The organism is Azohydromonas aeria (assembly GCF_009760915.1).
Taxonomy (GTDB): Bacteria; Pseudomonadota; Gammaproteobacteria; order Burkholderiales; family Burkholderiaceae_C; genus Azohydromonas; species Azohydromonas aeria.
Genome location: NZ_VIDQ01000036.1, coordinates 34,371 through 49,532, shown reverse-complemented (window position 1 = coordinate 49,532; position 15,162 = coordinate 34,371). Strand labels below are relative to the sequence as shown.

Genomic DNA, 15,162 nt, shown 5'->3' with positions numbered 1-15,162 from the left:
GCGTCTCGCCGAACCAGCGGCAAGCAAGTTCCACGCACGCGCCGCGGGCAACCGCGCGCATGCGCCCGGGGTGGCATGGCCGGCTCAGCAACTTCGGCGCAGGTGCGCCGCTCCGAATCTGCCCAGCGCAGCGCGCCTTGTCAGCAGGCTCCCCGATGTCCCGATCGCACGGGTCCAAAGGGTGCATTCAACTTTCGCGGCATGCCTGCCAAGTCCAGGTCGATGCCGGTCGCGACGCTCACGGCCTGTGCCCGGCTCCACGCCGTGATGGCAGGCATCGGCATGGGCGCAATGCCGTCACGGTTCACCCCTGTCTGCTGCGACAGGCCGATGACGCCCAGCGTCGCGTCATCGCCCTTGCCCATGGCCAGGTTCGCCGTGGACTCGAATTTCTCCAGGCTGTACAGGCCATGTCCGGCTCTGGAGCCTTGATGTCAGTGACGGCTCGCTCGACCCCAGCCACCAGGCCGGCGGTGCAAGAGTCCTTCCATCTTCTCGGCAAGTCACGCAGTTGAACGCCCGGTGCACCATGTCGGCACACCAGCCGTGCCTGGAACTTCCGAGGCAACCATGGAGGTTGTTGATCGGGCATCAACGACATGGCCGGCACTTTGCCATGCGAAGGCGCGAGCATGCACTTCATGTTGCGGCGCTGTCACATCCAAAGATCGGCATCACATGGTGAGCCTGTGTGTCGTGTATATGAGTGGCAGGACCGGTCCATGTGCACCGGAGCCATCGACGTTGGAGATGATGGGGTTGGTGGGCAAGCCTGCGGACCGAAGTGTCCTGCACGGCAGCGCTCCTGCATGCGGGTGAGGAGCGACTGGCGGACCGGGCTGAAAACGCCTAGCCCGCGACAATGAAAATGCCCTGCAGTGCAGGGCTTTTTCATTGAGGAGGCGGCAGCGCGGTATCGGTATGCGCAACCTGTCGCGGTGCCGTCTCGATGCCGTCAGGCCTTCTTCGCAGCCGCCTTCTTGACCGGGGCCTTTGCCGATGCCTTCTTGGCAGGCGCCTTCGAGGCCCGCTTGGCCGCTGCCTTCTCGGCACGGGCCTTGGCGAACTTGGGATCGACCAGGCCGGCCAGTGCGGAGGCCGGCGTGAACTTCACCAGCTTGCGCGCTGCGATCTTGATCTTGTCGCCGGTGGCTGGGTTGCGGCCCGTGCGCGCGGCGCGCTGGGTCAGCTTGAAGCTGCCGAAGCCTGCCAGGGACACCGGGTTGCCCTTCTTGAGCTCAGCGCACAAGGCGTCGAATACGGTGTCGAGCATCCGGCCGGCCGCGGCCTTGGAAAGCTCGTGATTTTCAGCAAGCAGCGCAGCGAGGTCGTTGCGGTTCATGTGTGCATCGTCCGTGGAGGGAGTTCTTGATTGTCGCAGGACCACGGCGGCTTTCATCGCGTCCAGCGGCACCTTTTGCCTGAAGCGCTACGACGCGACGACGGTGTGGGTGTCCCGGCCTTTTGGACGGATGGCAGCTGCCATGGCTGGCACAGCCCGGTAAGGCGTCACCCATGGCTGCGCAGGATGAGCGCGGCGCTTCGATCACAATGCCAGGCCCATCCCCCGCAATAGCCATCCTGCCTGGTCCACACCAGGGGTGGACTGCAGACGAAGAAGCCCGATGGACCAACACCCGAGAACCCTGAAAGTGCGGCTGGCGCTGGTGCAACTGCACGCAGATGTCGTGCCACTGTCGAAAGGCTCGTTGACGGCTGCCTCCGGCATGGCAGGGCCTGAAGCTGAGAGCTCGCCGCCGATCATCGCAGCCGAGATGGCGCCGGCCCTTGCACTGTGGGCTCGATGCTGGCTGGCTTTCTGGCCATGGGCATGGCGGCCCTTCGTGCGGGACGTCTGGCCGGGATCGCGTCCCAAGCCGACACGGGCAGTGGCGGCAGGCAACTTGGCCGCGCGGTGTGACTGCCGCTCGTCTCACGACTGACGGCAGCTTGGGCCAGGCCCGAAGCATGCAGCTGCTGCGCCACTTGCTGCCTCGCGTGCGACCGCGCTGCACGCTGGCCCTTTTTCAGCAGAGGGAGCAGCAGTCGCCTTGCGAAATGTCGCTCGAAGGGCGGTGACGGCAGGCCAGCCGGTGCATGCACTTGAACAGCGTCCTTCAAGTCACAGCATGACGTCGTGCGTCGAGCTGGAACCTGGATGAACGCTGAACTTGACGATTTCGGGCAGGATTTTTCGTGGACGGCCCACGTTCCGGCTCATACGCTGCCGAGCTTGAAGTCGTTCAAACAGCACCTATGGTGCGCTGAGGAAGGGCAGGGATGGTGGCCGCTGAACACCCGGTTCGTTTTGACAAATCTGGTGTGCCGCGGCTGATGCGTTTTCCTCCTCATGAGCGCGCAATGCAGCGTATCGTGGGGCCAAGCTGTATCGAGGCCGAGATGGGTGCCGCACTTCGATTGGACTGGAGTCATGGCCCGAGCGCCGAGCACGTCATCGACCCAGGAGGTGTCTGGACCTGTTTTGGCATCGGTTGTCCCAGCCGGCAATGCTGCCTGCGGTACCAGGCGGTGGATACGGCACCCGCCCAGACGACACACCAGGTCACCTGTGCAGGACGAAGCCATCCGGGGCAAAGCCGCTATCCCGACTTCATCCCCATCGGGGTCATCGGCCCGGGAGCGCTGAGGCGGCAGGCCCAAGGCTCTTCCTTGCTCTGAGCAGCGTGTCCTGGCGCGCTGCGCGAACCGCAACGTCAGGACGGCGCTGTTGAAAGAGAAGGAGATTGCAAGTGGGAACCCATGGACGGACGGCCTGGACTGCGGCAGTGCTGCTGGCCGCATCAATGACGCCGCAGGCGCAACCCTGCGTTGAGAACTACACGGCGGAAGGGACGCCTGCCACGGGCATGACCTTCAGGACCTGGCAGGATTTCTGGAGCGTGGAGCGTGGAGCGTGGAGCGTGGAGCGTGGAGCGTGGAGCGTGGAGCGTGGAGCGTGGAGCGTGAAGAGGCGTTCGCGCGCGCCCAGGCCTCGGTGGCGCAGGACGGCTACGTCATCGCGAGTGCAGACAACGCCAACGGCGTGATCTCGACGACGCAGGGCGTTGCGGGCTCCACGGCGCGCGTTCCTTACAACATCGTGGTGGCCGAGGAAGGCGCGGGCTCGCGCGTGTCACTGGCGCTGGCGTTCGGGACCACGGGCGGGATGGTGCTGAACCAGCAGGACGTGCTCATGCAGTTCTGCAAGACACTTTCGGCCGTTGGCCGGTAAGGCGCAGCGGTACTCGCGGTCCTTGCGCGGGCCTGTCCAATTCGACCGACCCATCGAACAACATACGCGTAGACTGCCTCCCTAAGCACCCCGTCTCCGCGCCACTCCCCAAATGCCGGCCCGATCCCCGATCCCCGTTGCCTGTTGCGCTTCTCATGTTTCCTTGAATGTACGGGCGGCTCTCGGGAGGGTGGAGGGGGGGGTGTTTTGGTTCCCGTATGTTGTGATTTTTGGTGTGCCAGCAGTTCTTCCGGCAGCACCTGCCCTGCCGTGCGCAGCGCGGGCTGCTGCCAGTTGGGGGGCTTGCCGCTGCCGGGTCGATGGTGGCAGACTGATCCCGCTTCTCGTTGGCATTCGTGCCGACTCAGGCCCTTGGCTGTGCCGCTCTCACGGCGTGCCCCAAGGTCTGCGGTGCCTCACCAGCATCGCGGCGTAGCGGTCGTTACCCGCCCTTGAAGGGACATCCTCGTGATGTCCAGCCGGTTGCCTTCGCAGCCGGCAAGACCGCCGCTTCCTGCGAGGCGGCATGCCGACACCGGACCATCCGGCTGTCAAGACGCGGACGCAAGTCCCACGCGCGCGACGCGGCCCTGCAGCTCCGGCTCGGGGCCTCGTTGCCTTTGCTCGTGCGGCGCGCTCCTTCGCGCGCTGCCTTCATTTCAACCCGGCACGGGAACGTCGCTTCCCATGCCGGGGCGCGCCGTTTCCTGCTGCCACCCCGCCAAAGGAAACCCTCATGACCAACTTCGAACTGACGGCCCTGGGCTTCGATCAGGAAGACCGGTGCATGGCGTACGTGTACAGGACGCTGGGGGCTGGCGTGGATGGCCTCGACGTGACCGCGGCTGCGCTGCGGATCCGCTGCCTGGCAGCCATGGCGCGCGTGCTGCGCCCCATGCTCGCCGCCCAGGCCGAGGTGATGGCCCAGGAGGCCTGCCTGCGCAGCCAGGAACTGGGGCAGACCCATCCGTTCGAGGCGTTGCCCGCGTTCTTCCAGGACGAGGAAGACCTGCAGGCCGCGTTTCACCGGGGGCAGCGGAGCCTGTGGGGCACGAACCTGCCGCAAGTCGCGCCCGACGACACCGGGCCGCTGCTGGTCAAGGAGATCCGCATCCGCGGCTGCGTGGCCCGCAACGAGTACGACGAGCATCCGGGACTGGCGACCTACTGGACAGACGAGGACCGGGACGCCGTCGAGGTGGCGCGCGACCGCGCCTTCGACGCCATGGTGCGGGCGGATGACTCGGGGAGCGAGCGGCTTGAGCGACTGGCTGCCACGCTCGAAGCGGCTCTCGACAAAGGCCTCGCCCTGCCGGAGGCGATGCAAAGCGCCCAGAAGCTGCTTGCCGAAGTGCAGGCCGTGGAAAACGCCAAGGACCACATCGGCGACGGCACCTTCACCTCGGACGGACTGATGCTGCTGGACCAGCACGCACAGGTGCTGCAGAAATGGACCGACCGGGGCTGGCTGCAGCCGGTGGCCAGGGAACTGTGGCCCAGGCTGCTGCAGCAGGCCTGCGACAAGGACGACCTGGCCAGCACGGAGGCCTGCTGGGACAACTTCGAAACCGCCAAGCGCCTGCGTGCCGAGGCGCGCGACATCAGGGAACTGGTGGCGCTGTCGCATCGGCTGCCACGCGCTGTCCTGGAACTCCGCACGAAAACCGCTGAGTAAGTTGCCCAGGCAACCGACGTAGGAAGGCCCGCCGCGAGCGCGGGCCTTCCATCGGTGCAGGCCGTGCAGCACGAACGGGACGGCGCCCCGATGACGAGTCAGCGCCGACACCTCCTGCCAGCCAGACGCCAGATCCGGTTCGCACCGCACGTCCCGGGACCTGGCCCCAAGTCGGCCCAAAACGGCGTGATTTCTCCTGGCTTCGTCCCGCATGCCGCGCCAGACTCCAGGCACTGCAATGCTTCGAGCGCACGGTGGCGATGAAACAGCAGACGGTTGAGCGAGCCCGGGACATGCTCATGGCGGTACTCGACGGCGCGAGCTTCAGCGCCGCGGGCAGGCTCCACGGCCTGAGCCGCTCGACGGCCGGCAGGCAGGTCCGGGCCCTGGTTCGGCAAGCCGTCGCCCAAAGCGGACCCGGCAGCGTCGATCGGCAGTCCGTCGGCACGCCGCACGGACTGCGCCAGTGCCGCGAGCCGGTCCTGCAGGCCCTCGCGACCTTCGAGCCCGCTGCGCGGCACCAGCGCCGACGCTGGGAGCCCGACGCGCACCAGATCGCCGAGGGAGCGCAACGGCTGAAGGAGCTGAGCAGGACTGGCGCCCGGGACGTGGCGCTGCTCTACGTCCTCTTCACCACGGGCCTGAAACCGCTGGAGCTGGCGCGCCTGGCAGTCGGCGACTACCTGCAGGCCGACGGCAGCATTCGCCGCCATTCGACGCTGCGTCCCGAGGCCAGCGTCAACGCGCGGCCCCGGCCGCTGCTCTTTGTCTCGCAGCGGGCCTGCGACGCCCTGGACGACTACCTGCGCCAGCGCCTGCAGCGCCGCCATGGTCTCGGAGGCAGTGCGGGCGCCTACCGCGGCCTCGACCCGTCGAGCCCGTTGTTCCTCACGGAAGACGGCCACCGCTTCGAACTGCGCCGCCGCGCCTGCGCCGACGCACGCACCACCTGTCGGCTGATGTGCGCCACGTTCCACGCCATCTTCGAGCGCGCAGGCTGGCCGGGGCTGACGACACAGGAAGTCCGTCGCATGGTGGCCAGGCGCCTGGTGGGCATGGGCACGTCGCCCGCCGAAGCCGCGCAGCTGCTGGGCCTGGCCAGCGCCGCTGGCCTCCGGCGCCTCGTGGGACCGCGCGAGGCGGTGGAGCTCGGCCGGGCCGTGGCAGCACTGGCCTGAAGCGGCAGGGGCCGCATGGGAGCCGACATGGAGCAGCAGGAATTCGTCATCCGCGGCCGGCACTACGCCGCCGGCGACCCCGCCCTGCAGGCGGCCCTGGCCGCCCTCCACGGCTCGTCGGAGAGGCCGCGGTGCCTGTGCGTGCCCGGGGGTGTGCCGATGTACGTCGCCCACCACGGCCTCTACGTCGTCAAGCGCATGCCAGAGACGGGCGGGAGCCACCACCCGGGCTGCCCGTCCTTCGAGCCCGAGGCGGCGATGTCCGGCCTGGGCGAGCTCCAGGGCGAGGCCATCATCGAGCACGCGCCCGACCAGGTGGAGATCCGCACCGATTTCGCGATCACTCGGCGGGCTGGCACCTGCCTGCCGCGCGCCGGCGCCGGCGAGGACGTCCGCCAGGTCGTGGCCACGCGCCAGGCGATGAGCCTGCGTGCCTTGCTGCATTTCCTCTACGAACGCGCCGGGTTCAACCGCTGGTATCCCGCGATGGCCGGCAGGAGAAGCTGGGGCACGATCCACAAGTACCTGCAGGAGTCCTCTCGCGGCGTGCTGCTCAAGGGCGCGCCGCTCGACGAGAGGCTGTTCGTGCCCGAGCCGTTCCGGGTGGAGCTGCGCGACGAGATCGCGCAGCGCAGGCGAAGCCGGCTTGCGGCGCTGACATCGCCCGAGGACTCCCATTCCTTCAGGATGGGACTGCTCATCGGCCAGTACAACGGCTCGGAGCCCACGCACCAGGGCCGCCGCCTGGTCATCAAGCACATGCCCGACAGTCCCCTGTTCATCGAGAACAAAGCCTGGGCCAAGACGGAGCGCGCCTACGGTGCCCTGCTGCGGGCCTGCGAAGCCGACGTGGAGCACAAGCCGCGCATCCTCATGATCGCCCTCGTCTATGCCAGGCAGGCGTTCGTTTACCAGGTCGACGCCCTGTCGATGATGATGGTCACGGACCAGTGGGTTCCGCTGGACGATCTCCACGAGTTGGCGCTGCTCGAGGCGCTCGTCGTGCAGGGGCGCTCGTTCATCAAGCCGCTGCGCTATGACAGCCGGTCGTCGGCCGGCATTCCCTCGGCACTGCTGCTCGACTGCGCCGAGGCGCCGATGCCGATGTACGTGCTCAGCGCCTTTGCCGACACCAAGGCGCGCGCCCTGCAGGAAAGGGCGGTCCGCGACAGGGGCGATGCCGCGTGGATCTGGCGCACGCAGGAGGCGATGCCGGAACTGCCACCGGCTCGCCACGCTCCCGTCACCGCGAAGCCGCCCATCATGACCGGCGCGATGCCGTGACCGATAGCCTGCGATGAGGCAGCCGGGCAGGGAGCCATGCCTCGCCCTTGACGATGAAGTAACCCGATCAAGCATGTCGCGGAACCCACAGCCCGGAGGCCGCGATGAATGCCAGCAAACGCCGCGCGTCCCGCGCCGCGCTCTCCCCGGTTTTCTCGAAAGACGAATGCCAGCAGATCGCCCGTGCATACGATGGCTCGCCGCAGCGCATCGACACGCTGCTGGCGCAATGGCTCGAGCGCAAGCCGGGCCTGAAGCGGCGGCACATCACGCGCGCGGCCCAGCGTGGCGGCTACCGCCCGGCCATTCCCCGGCGCCGGTGGACTCAAAGCGAGAACGCCTGGCTGCTGGAGCACTGGCGCAGCCTGTCGGATGCCGAGCTGTCGGTCGCACTCGGGCGCCCAGCAGGTGCGATCCGGCAGCACTACAGCCGGCTGCGGATGCCGCTCACCGATGCGGATGAACGGTGGTTCACGCTGGGTGCGCTGCGCAGGCTCACCGGCGTGGATCCCCGCGACTGGCGCGACTTCATCCGGCGCGGGTGGCTGCAGGCCCAGGAGCGCCCGCGGGATCGGCGAGGAGGGCGCGCGACGCAAGTCAGCGCCGAGGCGGTGCGGGCGCTGCTGCGGGCCCACCCCGAGGTGCTGGACTGCGAGCAGGCCCCTGAAGAGGCGCGCCTGGCGCTCGGGCTGGAGCGGCTGCCTGCGCCGCCTCATCTCAAGCGCGTGACCTGCCGCTCCCGGCCCTGCAGGCGGGAGGGCGGTACCGCGTTCTGGGCGCCCCTCCATGCTGCCCCGCGCTGCCCGCGCTGCGGACGCCTCACCTCCAGGCTCAGCACGCTGGCCCAGTACCGGGCGGAAGAAGCCGCTGCGGAAAGCGCCGCAGCCGACGGGGCACCCTGACCCGGTCGCCAACGCATCGACCGGCCGCACGCCGTGCAAACCGTGTCGCGTCCGGTGCACGAAACGACCAGCTTCAACATCCAGCGCGAGGGTACCGACATGCCCAACACCAGCACCATCCAGCGGCTGCGCGAGGCCGCGTTCAGGCTTCAAGACGGGCGCTGCTACTACTGCGGCGCCCCCATGTGGCTGCACACGGCGGGCGAGCTCCACGTCCATGGACTGGGCCGCCGTCGCGCGGGGCCCCTGCGATGCACCGCCGAACACCTGGTGGCCCGCGTGGACGGCGGGCAGGACACCGCGGACAACATCGTGGCCGCGTGCGAGCTGTGCAATCGGCGGCGACATGCTCGCAAGCGTCTCTTGACGCTGGATCAGTACCGAGCCCTGGTGCAGCGGCGCCTGGCACTGGGGCGGTGGCATCACCGCGATCTCGCCAGGTTGTGCGTGAATAGCCGGGTCACGAACCGGCCGCTTCAAGCAAGTGCCTCGCAGCAGCACCGGGACATGGCGTGCTGACCGAAGCCCTGATGCAGGCGGGTCACCCAGCACAGGCTGCCGTGTAAGCCGCGCACCAGGCACCGCGAACCGAGGAGCCCGTGCCTGCCGCGCACCGTGGCGTGTTGTGCGAGCCGCTGGAGCCGGCTTGTGCACACCATGGAGCACCGTGAAGCAGTCCCTGAAACCCAGGCGGCGACGCGTTGATCGGTCGCCATGACAGCCCGCGCATTGCGAACTCTGTACAAGCGTGACTCTAGAAACAACGCCCGGCCGCGCAAGCTGTCAAAGCATTCCAGTGCGATCACGGACCGCTTCTCCAAGGCCGCCTGTGATGTGGTCCGGTGACAGCAAGCGCGGGGAAAAACCCGAGCGTCGATGCAAAGGCAACCGATTTCATGGCTGCGTGACATGCGGTTTGAGCCGGCCGCTTCGCCGCGCTGACCAGTGCGAGCCTGGCTGCGGGGCGGACCACACAGGATGTGCAGCAGGCCCAGGTCGCCAGGCTGTGCCCCGTGGACTGCTGTGGTGGGGTCCCCACGGTCGGCCTCAACGAGCCGCGATCAGTGGCACTGGAGACGACGCGGGAACGCGCTCGCACAACTGTACAACCAGTGAAGCATGGACAGGCGTTCCGATTGCCCGATAGAGGAATACGGGCATCAACGGCGCGCCGCGGAGAAAATGTCGCGCTGCCGCACGAAGTATCGCCGCGGGATATCTACATGAGCAACCCTCTCGTCCAGACCTGGGCCGCAGCTGTGCTTGCAGGCAAGGAAAATGCGGCCTTCCAAGCATGGCTCGACCTCATCAAGTGCCAGCGCCTGGCAGAGGCAGGGCACTTCGTGCAGCACTCCAGTCGTGCGGACAAGCTCGAACCCACCTTGCTCAGAGAACTGTGCATAGGCCCCATGCGGGACGAAAGCCGTTTCGGCCTGGGGTTCGGGTTCCAGCTTCGGCTGCAGACCGTGAGCGGGCTGCAGGCCGGTCATTGGAACAAGTTGTTCCAGGCTTGGCGCATGACGGCCCTGCGGTACGGCATCAGCCTGGTGGCACAAGGAGGCGACCAGCTGCTGAGCCTGGAATTGCAGACCATGTTCCTGCACGACCGGTTGCAGATGCTGGTGACGCTTGACGAATGCTATGCGCAGGTCCTGCAGGCCAACGGCGTCCATCCCGACCCCCGGGTCTGCGCTTGCGCCGACCACGGCGTTGCCTCGGTGCAAACTCTTTGGGTGATAGCGCCAGCCCCTGGCGAGGTCTTCAAGGCACGCCTGAAACCCGAGGTGGTTGAGCACTTCGGCGCGTCGGTCAAGACTCACCTGGAATCCTTGTGGAAGCAGGAGGTCGAACGGTTCATGGCTGCAGCGCCTGCATCCCTTGCGCCGGGAGACCCGCTGCGTCTGGCAGCCATGCGCGACGAACTGCTGCAAGGCATCGAGCTGTCGAACCCGCTCGAGCCCTACGCAGCCTGGCGGCGGCAGCAACTGCACAGTGCCCTCAATGAGCTGTGGGGACCGCCACGCGGCAGATCTCGACACCATGCACCGCTGCTGTTCGTGGCTGATCGTCGACCGCACAAGCGAACGCGGCTGGTTGCCTGGCGCTTGGAAGACCCGTTGGTTGCAGACCACATGCCGGCACGGTCGGCCTTGCGGCACGCCAGCTTTGAAAAGCCGATCCTTCGTGCGCCAACGGGGGGTATGGCCACGCAGCACCAGCCTGATGCCGAAGCATCGCAGGAGCCACTTTTTCCGGTGCCGTCCCGGCCGCAATTCCTGGCTGCACCGACGCTGCCGCGTGCCCTGGGTGAACGGGAGCTTGGGCTGGATCTTGGCGCACAAGAGCTGGATTGGCTGCGGCAGTGGGCGAAGGAGCTTCCTGGCACTGTCGGACTTTGGGTGTGTGCACAACAGCTCGAGCCCGAGCTCATGGCAGCTCCCCCTGCCAGCCTCGCTGCAATGGTGAGGACGGGACAGGCCGCGGCCGTCAACGCCCTGGCGGGTGCAGAAGCCGGCCCCGATCCCGCTCAAGCCGTGCCCTGCAGTCGCGCGCAGGCGTATTTCGGGACGCAAGGGGCGTTGCTCGTGGAAGACGTGGACGCCTGGCACAAGGTTCAGCCAGAGCATTTCTACGGGGGCGCACGTTCGGCCGGCGAAGCAACACCGGCCATCGCGCTGAGCCGCGGCATGGCGACCTGGACACGGGAGGCTCTCTCGTCACGAGGCAGGGCGCTGTTGTCGACACTGCTGTCATCTGCCTCACCGGTGACCCTGAGCAACGACCATGCGCTCGGGCAGGCCCTGGCGCAATTGGCACCGCAGGACGCCATGGCGCTCGCCGAACTGCTTTCGTCTTCGCTGGCGCAAGCGTTGACGCAGCCCGAGTTTCTCTGGTGCGTGGCGTTTGCCCTGGATTCGGCCCAGCACGCACTCGTCGAAGTGCGGCCTGCCTTGCAGGATCGCTTGCTGCAGACGGACGTCAGCGACGACGTGCCGGCCTGGACACTGCGCGGGCCGGCGCCCTTGAGCTACCTTCACTACGCAACGCCCATCGCGCTCGTACAGCAACCCGGTGACCCATCGAGTCCTGGAACCAAGACGTTGGGAGCTCGGTTGTCCGGGGCCTACGTTTGGACCCGCGAGACCGAGGCCGGCATGCAGGTCGCTGTCGGACTTGACCTGCTGCGCCAGACCGCGACGCGATACCCGACGACCCGCGCAGGGAGCAGCACGACCGACACGGTGGGCTACCGGTCCGTGCGCGGCTTCATCGCCTACCGGTGGGAGGGCTTGAGTCCTGACGCGTCACTGGGCTCGCTGCTCCTTGAAATGGCCCGACGCCATGCGCATCCGCAAACATCGGGCCGGAACACTGGCGAGCGGATGGACGATATCGACCAGGCCGCATTGGCCGCAGCGTTGAAGCACATCGTGCTGGTCATGCTGTACATGGGCCTGAAGGACGCACGGCTGACGCGGGAAGCCAAGCATTACTCTGCCAACGCCGGTCGCGGCGAGAACCCGGTGCTGCGGTCGAAGAGCGCGGTGCACACGTCCAAGGAGCAGCCCGGCCTGCTGCATCGCATCCGGGTGGGGCCGGAGCACTTTGACGACGAGCCTTCCGACATGGCGGCGGGGCACCCAGGAACGCCGGGCCGCAAGATGGCGGTGCACTGGCGCAGGGGGCATTTCAGGATGCAGCCTTTTGGTCCTGGGCGACGTGAGCGCAGGCAAACCTGGATCCGGCCCAGCCTTGTCGCCGGCCACCAGTTGAGCACGGATGTCCCCGTACGCAGCTACGACGTGCGCTGAGACCACTGCCATGGAAGCAACCGACGAGGCTGGCACCGGTCCGCACGGCGGCGCGACACGGCCTGGCGGTTGCGTGAAGTCATAGCCCGCTCAGATCGGCCAGCGTCCATACTTCTGCTCGGCAAGCCCAGGAGTCACTTTCGGCTGCAAACGGCCCTGAACTGAATGCCGCTCCTGGGGTGGCGTCGCGCAGATGCCGAGCGGCGAGTCAGGCGGTGCGCCGCAGCACAGCCATCTGTGTCGCCGCGCCCAAGCCCGGTTCCGGCGCACCGACATCAACGATCGCGGCGCGGCATGCCTGCGCGCTGTCTTGCATGGCGATCCAGGCGCGGAATCCGGCGCGCGACCATTCGAAGCGGTGGTCGGGACGGCGCAGCTCCATCGGGTCCCAGCGCGCGTTGTATTCGGCGTTCGGCGTGGTGAGCACGACCAGCGGCGGTCGCAGGAAGCCGAAGAGCGTGCGCCCGAAAACCAAAGGCGCCGCTCGTTCAGGTGCTCGATCAGCTCGGTCGCGACCACCGCGTCGCAGCCAAGGAAGTGCGGGTCCGGGTTGCTGCAGGAGGCACAGTGCAGTGCGACGCGCAAGTTCCGGCTGGCACGCTCGACGCGCGCCATGCGCTGCCGCGCCACTGCCAGCTCCTCGTCGGATATGTCCACGCCGGTCAGCAGCTCCACGGTGTCGCAGGCGGCGAGCCGCTCCAGTAGCTGGCCGCTGCCACAGCCGAGGTCCAGCACCGAGCGCGGCCGCTTCTAGGCGATGACGTCCAGCACGGCGGCGTCGCGCATGACAGTGAGGGACCGCGGCACGTCGTCGCGGCGCACCTGCGGCAGCAGGCGCGCCAGCACGGCGGGCTGGCAGGCCTCGCGCGCGAGGAACACGCGGCAGGCCAGGATACCGTTGCGCAGCTTGGGGATGGCGTCGCTCATGGCCACCAGGTCGATCTTGCAGCGCATCTGGGCCTGCAGCTCGCTGCGCAGGCCGGCCAGCGTCTCCTCGTCGATGCCGTCGATAGCGACGTTGAGGCCCGAACGCGTGTCGCAGGCTTCGCCGCGCGTGAGGGATCCGAACAGCCACACCCGCGTCGCGCCGGCGCCGTACAGCCGATGCGCGACCAAGGCCAGCGCCTTCCAGCGCTTATCCAGCGCGGGATCGGAGCTCGGTACGGCAGGTAGCGCTTGCATTTGATTCCTCCCCGGCCTGAAAGCCGGGAAGGAATCAAATGCCGACCATGCTTCATCACGGGCCGTAACGGTGCGGGCTTCACCCTCGCCGGCTACAGTCCGCCCAGGTTGCCCGGGCGTCTGATGCGATGCACTGCGGAATGCCATGACGTCCAGCTCTCCTTCCCGCTTGGTCCTTCTTCGTCTACTTTCAGCCTCATCGGCCCGGCCGTCTTACGCCGACCGGCGCTTCAGACACTGCAGCCATGGCGAGAGCGGCGGCTGGCGCACGCAGTTGCCGGGCCCGCAGTGCGCAGGCCGGCCCAGGAGCGCGTCTGGGTGCCGCGTGACATTCAGCGGTAGCAACCTGCTGGGCGTGCTGGCTGGGCTCGGACAGGGTGCGTCTTCTCTGGCCAGCTGTTCAACTCAGCCGCCTGGCGAGGTGGTGATCCGGCTCAGCACGCCGGCCGGGTAGTAGACGCGCAGTTGCGATGCCGGCCGGATGGAGCTGCCGTAGACCACGAGATTGGTGCCACCCGGCCGCGCTTGCGAGGGAAACACGATGCCGTCCAGTCCGGCTCCCACCACGTCATCATCCATGTACCAAGTGGGCGGCTCGATGGACTTGCCGAACCGTTCGGCACACCAGTCCACGGCGAAGTCTGCCCAAAGTCGCGGCCAGCGCTCGGGGTCGAACCCAGCCCCCAGGTCGGCCATGCGCAATCCCTGGACAATGAAGGTGCAGATCGTGCCCGGCGGCAACCAGGGGTTGTCCTGCTTGTACTCGGCCAGGGCGGTCACCTCGTCCATCGACAGGTACAGCGCCTCTTGGCTTGGCCGGTTGAACCGACCACCGCGCAGTTCCGCCCCCATCCCGGACAGCGGCACGCCCGCATAGGCCGGCGAGATGACGCGGTAGCAGGCAAGCGGCTCATCGGGGTTGAGCGGTGCCAGGATCATCCGGCAGCACCGCCCGCGAGCGATTCCAGGTACGCGATGACGTCCTCGACCCGACCTTCCTGCACGAGCGTGTCGGCAGTCTTGTAGCCAAAGGCTCGCAGCGGTTCGTTGCGCAGCAGGAAAACGGCCCGCTCGGCGTCGCCCGTCATCTCCGTGGCCACCGCCAGCGCGCGGATCATGTCCTGCAGGTACTTCTGCAACTGGGGCGCCTGGGGACGTGAGGTCGGGGTATTGCGGTGTACGTGTGCCCGCTCAGCCAGTTCCTGGACGCGAAAACCGAAGAAGTCACCCACCCGCGCCGGAGACAGGTACGGGGTGTTGGGCTCGCGGAAGCGCTCGACAAAGGGCTGTTGCAACACGGCGGCAGACATGATGGATCACCTTGTGCAGACTATTTGCACTCATTTTGCACCCAAAACGCCTTTGGCGTGCACGGCGAATCAGCGGCCTGCGTCTTGTTTGTCAGCGTGTCCTGACTCCCAAGCCGCTACGCGGCTTCCTCAGTAGATGAACCTTGGCGCGCCTTCAGTGGCGGCTGGATCGGAGTACAACGCCGCGGCGTCCCAGCGAGCTGAGAACACCTCCGTGATGGCGCCGCGCCTGCATGCTTTGCCTATCCCGTCGTGCGCAGCAGGCGCTGCCACGGACGGCTGAAGGACTCGGCGAGCAGCGGCGCGCCGCCGGGTTTCAGTTGCTCCAGTTCTCCGGTCGCCAAGGACGGCGCGTCATTTTTCGCAATGAACGACGCAGAGCGGCCAGGAACGGACCTTGGTCGGAATGCGGTAAGCTCCTGGTCAAGGCTGGTTCCCGACATTCCCGGCAACTCTATCCACAGACAGCTTGCGCCGGAACTAGTCGTACGCACGAGAGCCTTTGCAGGACTTTGCACCAAGGCACGCCGAAGCTTCGGATTTGCTAGCGATTCCGTCGGAAATTAATTGGTATCCGAAATTCATCG

13 protein-coding genes and 1 pseudogene are annotated in these 15,162 nt (G+C 67.3%); 7 read left to right on the top strand and 7 right to left on the bottom strand.

Features of this window, described 5'->3' with window-relative positions; all coding sequences use genetic code 11:
- Nucleotides 1–140 precede the first annotated feature (140 nt).
- Complete coding sequence (locus tag FJ694_RS20185; RefSeq protein ID WP_157269125.1) at nt 141–365, bottom strand: hypothetical protein; 225 nt, start codon at nt 363–365, stop codon at nt 141–143.
- 590 nt (nt 366–955) lie between these two features.
- Nucleotides 956–1,342: an HU family DNA-binding protein gene (locus tag FJ694_RS20180; protein ID WP_157269124.1), complete on the bottom strand. Its 387-nt coding sequence runs from the start codon at nt 1,340–1,342 to the stop codon at nt 956–958.
- A 1,572-nt stretch (nt 1,343–2,914) separates the two neighbouring features.
- On the opposite strand from FJ694_RS20180, the gene FJ694_RS20175 reads away from it, so the two are divergent.
- The 7 genes from FJ694_RS20175 (at nt 2,915) to FJ694_RS20145 (ending at nt 12,083) form a co-directional block, all read left to right on the top strand.
- Nucleotides 2,915–3,232, top strand: a complete 318-nt coding sequence (locus tag FJ694_RS20175; RefSeq protein ID WP_157269123.1) for a hypothetical protein — start codon at nt 2,915–2,917, stop codon at nt 3,230–3,232.
- 736 nt (nt 3,233–3,968) lie between these two features.
- Nucleotides 3,969–4,907 (top strand): hypothetical protein, encoded by a 939-nt coding sequence (locus FJ694_RS20170; protein ID WP_157269122.1) that lies wholly within the window; start codon nt 3,969–3,971, stop codon nt 4,905–4,907.
- Nucleotides 4,908–5,206: 299 nt separating this feature from the next.
- On the top strand, nt 5,207–6,085 hold the full coding sequence (locus tag FJ694_RS20165) for a site-specific integrase (RefSeq protein WP_157269121.1): 879 nt from the start codon (nt 5,207–5,209) through the stop codon (nt 6,083–6,085).
- A gap of 27 nt (nt 6,086–6,112) precedes the next feature.
- Nucleotides 6,113–7,369: a DUF1173 family protein gene (locus FJ694_RS20160; RefSeq protein ID WP_157269120.1), complete on the top strand. Its 1,257-nt coding sequence runs from the start codon at nt 6,113–6,115 to the stop codon at nt 7,367–7,369.
- Nucleotides 7,370–7,473: 104 nt separating this feature from the next.
- Nucleotides 7,474–8,271, top strand: a complete 798-nt coding sequence (locus FJ694_RS20155; RefSeq protein ID WP_157269119.1) for a hypothetical protein — start codon at nt 7,474–7,476, stop codon at nt 8,269–8,271.
- Nucleotides 8,272–8,304: 33 nt separating this feature from the next.
- The gene (locus tag FJ694_RS20150; protein WP_232540142.1) at nt 8,305–8,790 is read left to right on the top strand and encodes an HNH endonuclease; all 486 of its coding nucleotides are present in this window, start codon (nt 8,305–8,307) and stop codon (nt 8,788–8,790) included.
- Nucleotides 8,791–9,494: 704 nt separating this feature from the next.
- The gene (locus tag FJ694_RS20145) at nt 9,495–12,083 is read left to right on the top strand and encodes an AcrVA2 family anti-CRISPR protein (protein ID WP_157269118.1); all 2,589 of its coding nucleotides are present in this window, start codon (nt 9,495–9,497) and stop codon (nt 12,081–12,083) included.
- 208 nt (nt 12,084–12,291) lie between these two features.
- Here FJ694_RS20145 and FJ694_RS37180 read toward each other — a convergent pair whose 3' ends face one another.
- The 5 genes and pseudogenes from FJ694_RS37180 to FJ694_RS20125 all read right to left on the bottom strand — a co-directional run bounded on the left by FJ694_RS37180 (nt 12,292) and on the right by FJ694_RS20125 (nt 14,575).
- Nucleotides 12,292–12,558 carry a hypothetical protein gene (locus FJ694_RS37180; RefSeq protein ID WP_232540141.1) on the bottom strand — a complete coding sequence of 89 codons (267 nt, stop codon included), beginning with the start codon at nt 12,556–12,558 and terminating at the stop codon, nt 12,292–12,294.
- 14 nt (nt 12,559–12,572) lie between these two features.
- Nucleotides 12,573–12,821 (bottom strand): annotated as a pseudogene (locus tag FJ694_RS37980) (class I SAM-dependent methyltransferase); the annotation flags it as partial.
- Nucleotides 12,822–12,833: 12 nt separating this feature from the next.
- Nucleotides 12,834–13,265 (bottom strand): nucleotidyltransferase family protein, encoded by a 432-nt coding sequence (locus tag FJ694_RS20135; protein ID WP_157269116.1) that lies wholly within the window; start codon nt 13,263–13,265, stop codon nt 12,834–12,836.
- A 405-nt stretch (nt 13,266–13,670) separates the two neighbouring features.
- Nucleotides 13,671–14,204: an RES family NAD+ phosphorylase gene (locus tag FJ694_RS20130; protein ID WP_157269115.1), complete on the bottom strand. Its 534-nt coding sequence runs from the start codon at nt 14,202–14,204 to the stop codon at nt 13,671–13,673.
- Nucleotides 14,201–14,575: an antitoxin Xre/MbcA/ParS toxin-binding domain-containing protein gene (locus tag FJ694_RS20125; RefSeq protein ID WP_157269114.1), complete on the bottom strand. Its 375-nt coding sequence runs from the start codon at nt 14,573–14,575 to the stop codon at nt 14,201–14,203. Before FJ694_RS20125 ends, FJ694_RS20130 begins: the two co-directional genes overlap by 4 nt.
- Nucleotides 14,576–15,162: the final 587 nt, after the last annotated feature.

What these genes read in the sequence shown, in the direction of transcription:
- FJ694_RS20185 (WP_157269125.1), bottom strand. Translation starts at nt 365, where the DNA reads ATGGGCAAGGGCGATGACGCGACGCTGGGCGTCATCGGCCTGTCGCAG.
- FJ694_RS20180 (WP_157269124.1), bottom strand. Translation starts at nt 1,342, where the DNA reads ATGAACCGCAACGACCTCGCTGCGCTGCTTGCTGAAAATCACGAGCTT.
- FJ694_RS20170 (WP_157269122.1), top strand. Translation starts at nt 3,969, where the DNA reads ATGACCAACTTCGAACTGACGGCCCTGGGCTTCGATCAGGAAGACCGG.
- FJ694_RS20165 (WP_157269121.1), top strand. Translation starts at nt 5,207, where the DNA reads ATGGCGGTACTCGACGGCGCGAGCTTCAGCGCCGCGGGCAGGCTCCAC.
- FJ694_RS20160 (WP_157269120.1), top strand. Translation starts at nt 6,113, where the DNA reads ATGGAGCAGCAGGAATTCGTCATCCGCGGCCGGCACTACGCCGCCGGC.
- FJ694_RS20155 (WP_157269119.1), top strand. Translation starts at nt 7,474, where the DNA reads ATGAATGCCAGCAAACGCCGCGCGTCCCGCGCCGCGCTCTCCCCGGTT.
- FJ694_RS20145 (WP_157269118.1), top strand. Translation starts at nt 9,495, where the DNA reads ATGAGCAACCCTCTCGTCCAGACCTGGGCCGCAGCTGTGCTTGCAGGC.
- FJ694_RS20135 (WP_157269116.1), bottom strand. Translation starts at nt 13,265, where the DNA reads ATGCAAGCGCTACCTGCCGTACCGAGCTCCGATCCCGCGCTGGATAAG.
- FJ694_RS20130 (WP_157269115.1), bottom strand. Translation starts at nt 14,204, where the DNA reads ATGATCCTGGCACCGCTCAACCCCGATGAGCCGCTTGCCTGCTACCGC.
- FJ694_RS20125 (WP_157269114.1), bottom strand. Translation starts at nt 14,575, where the DNA reads ATGTCTGCCGCCGTGTTGCAACAGCCCTTTGTCGAGCGCTTCCGCGAG.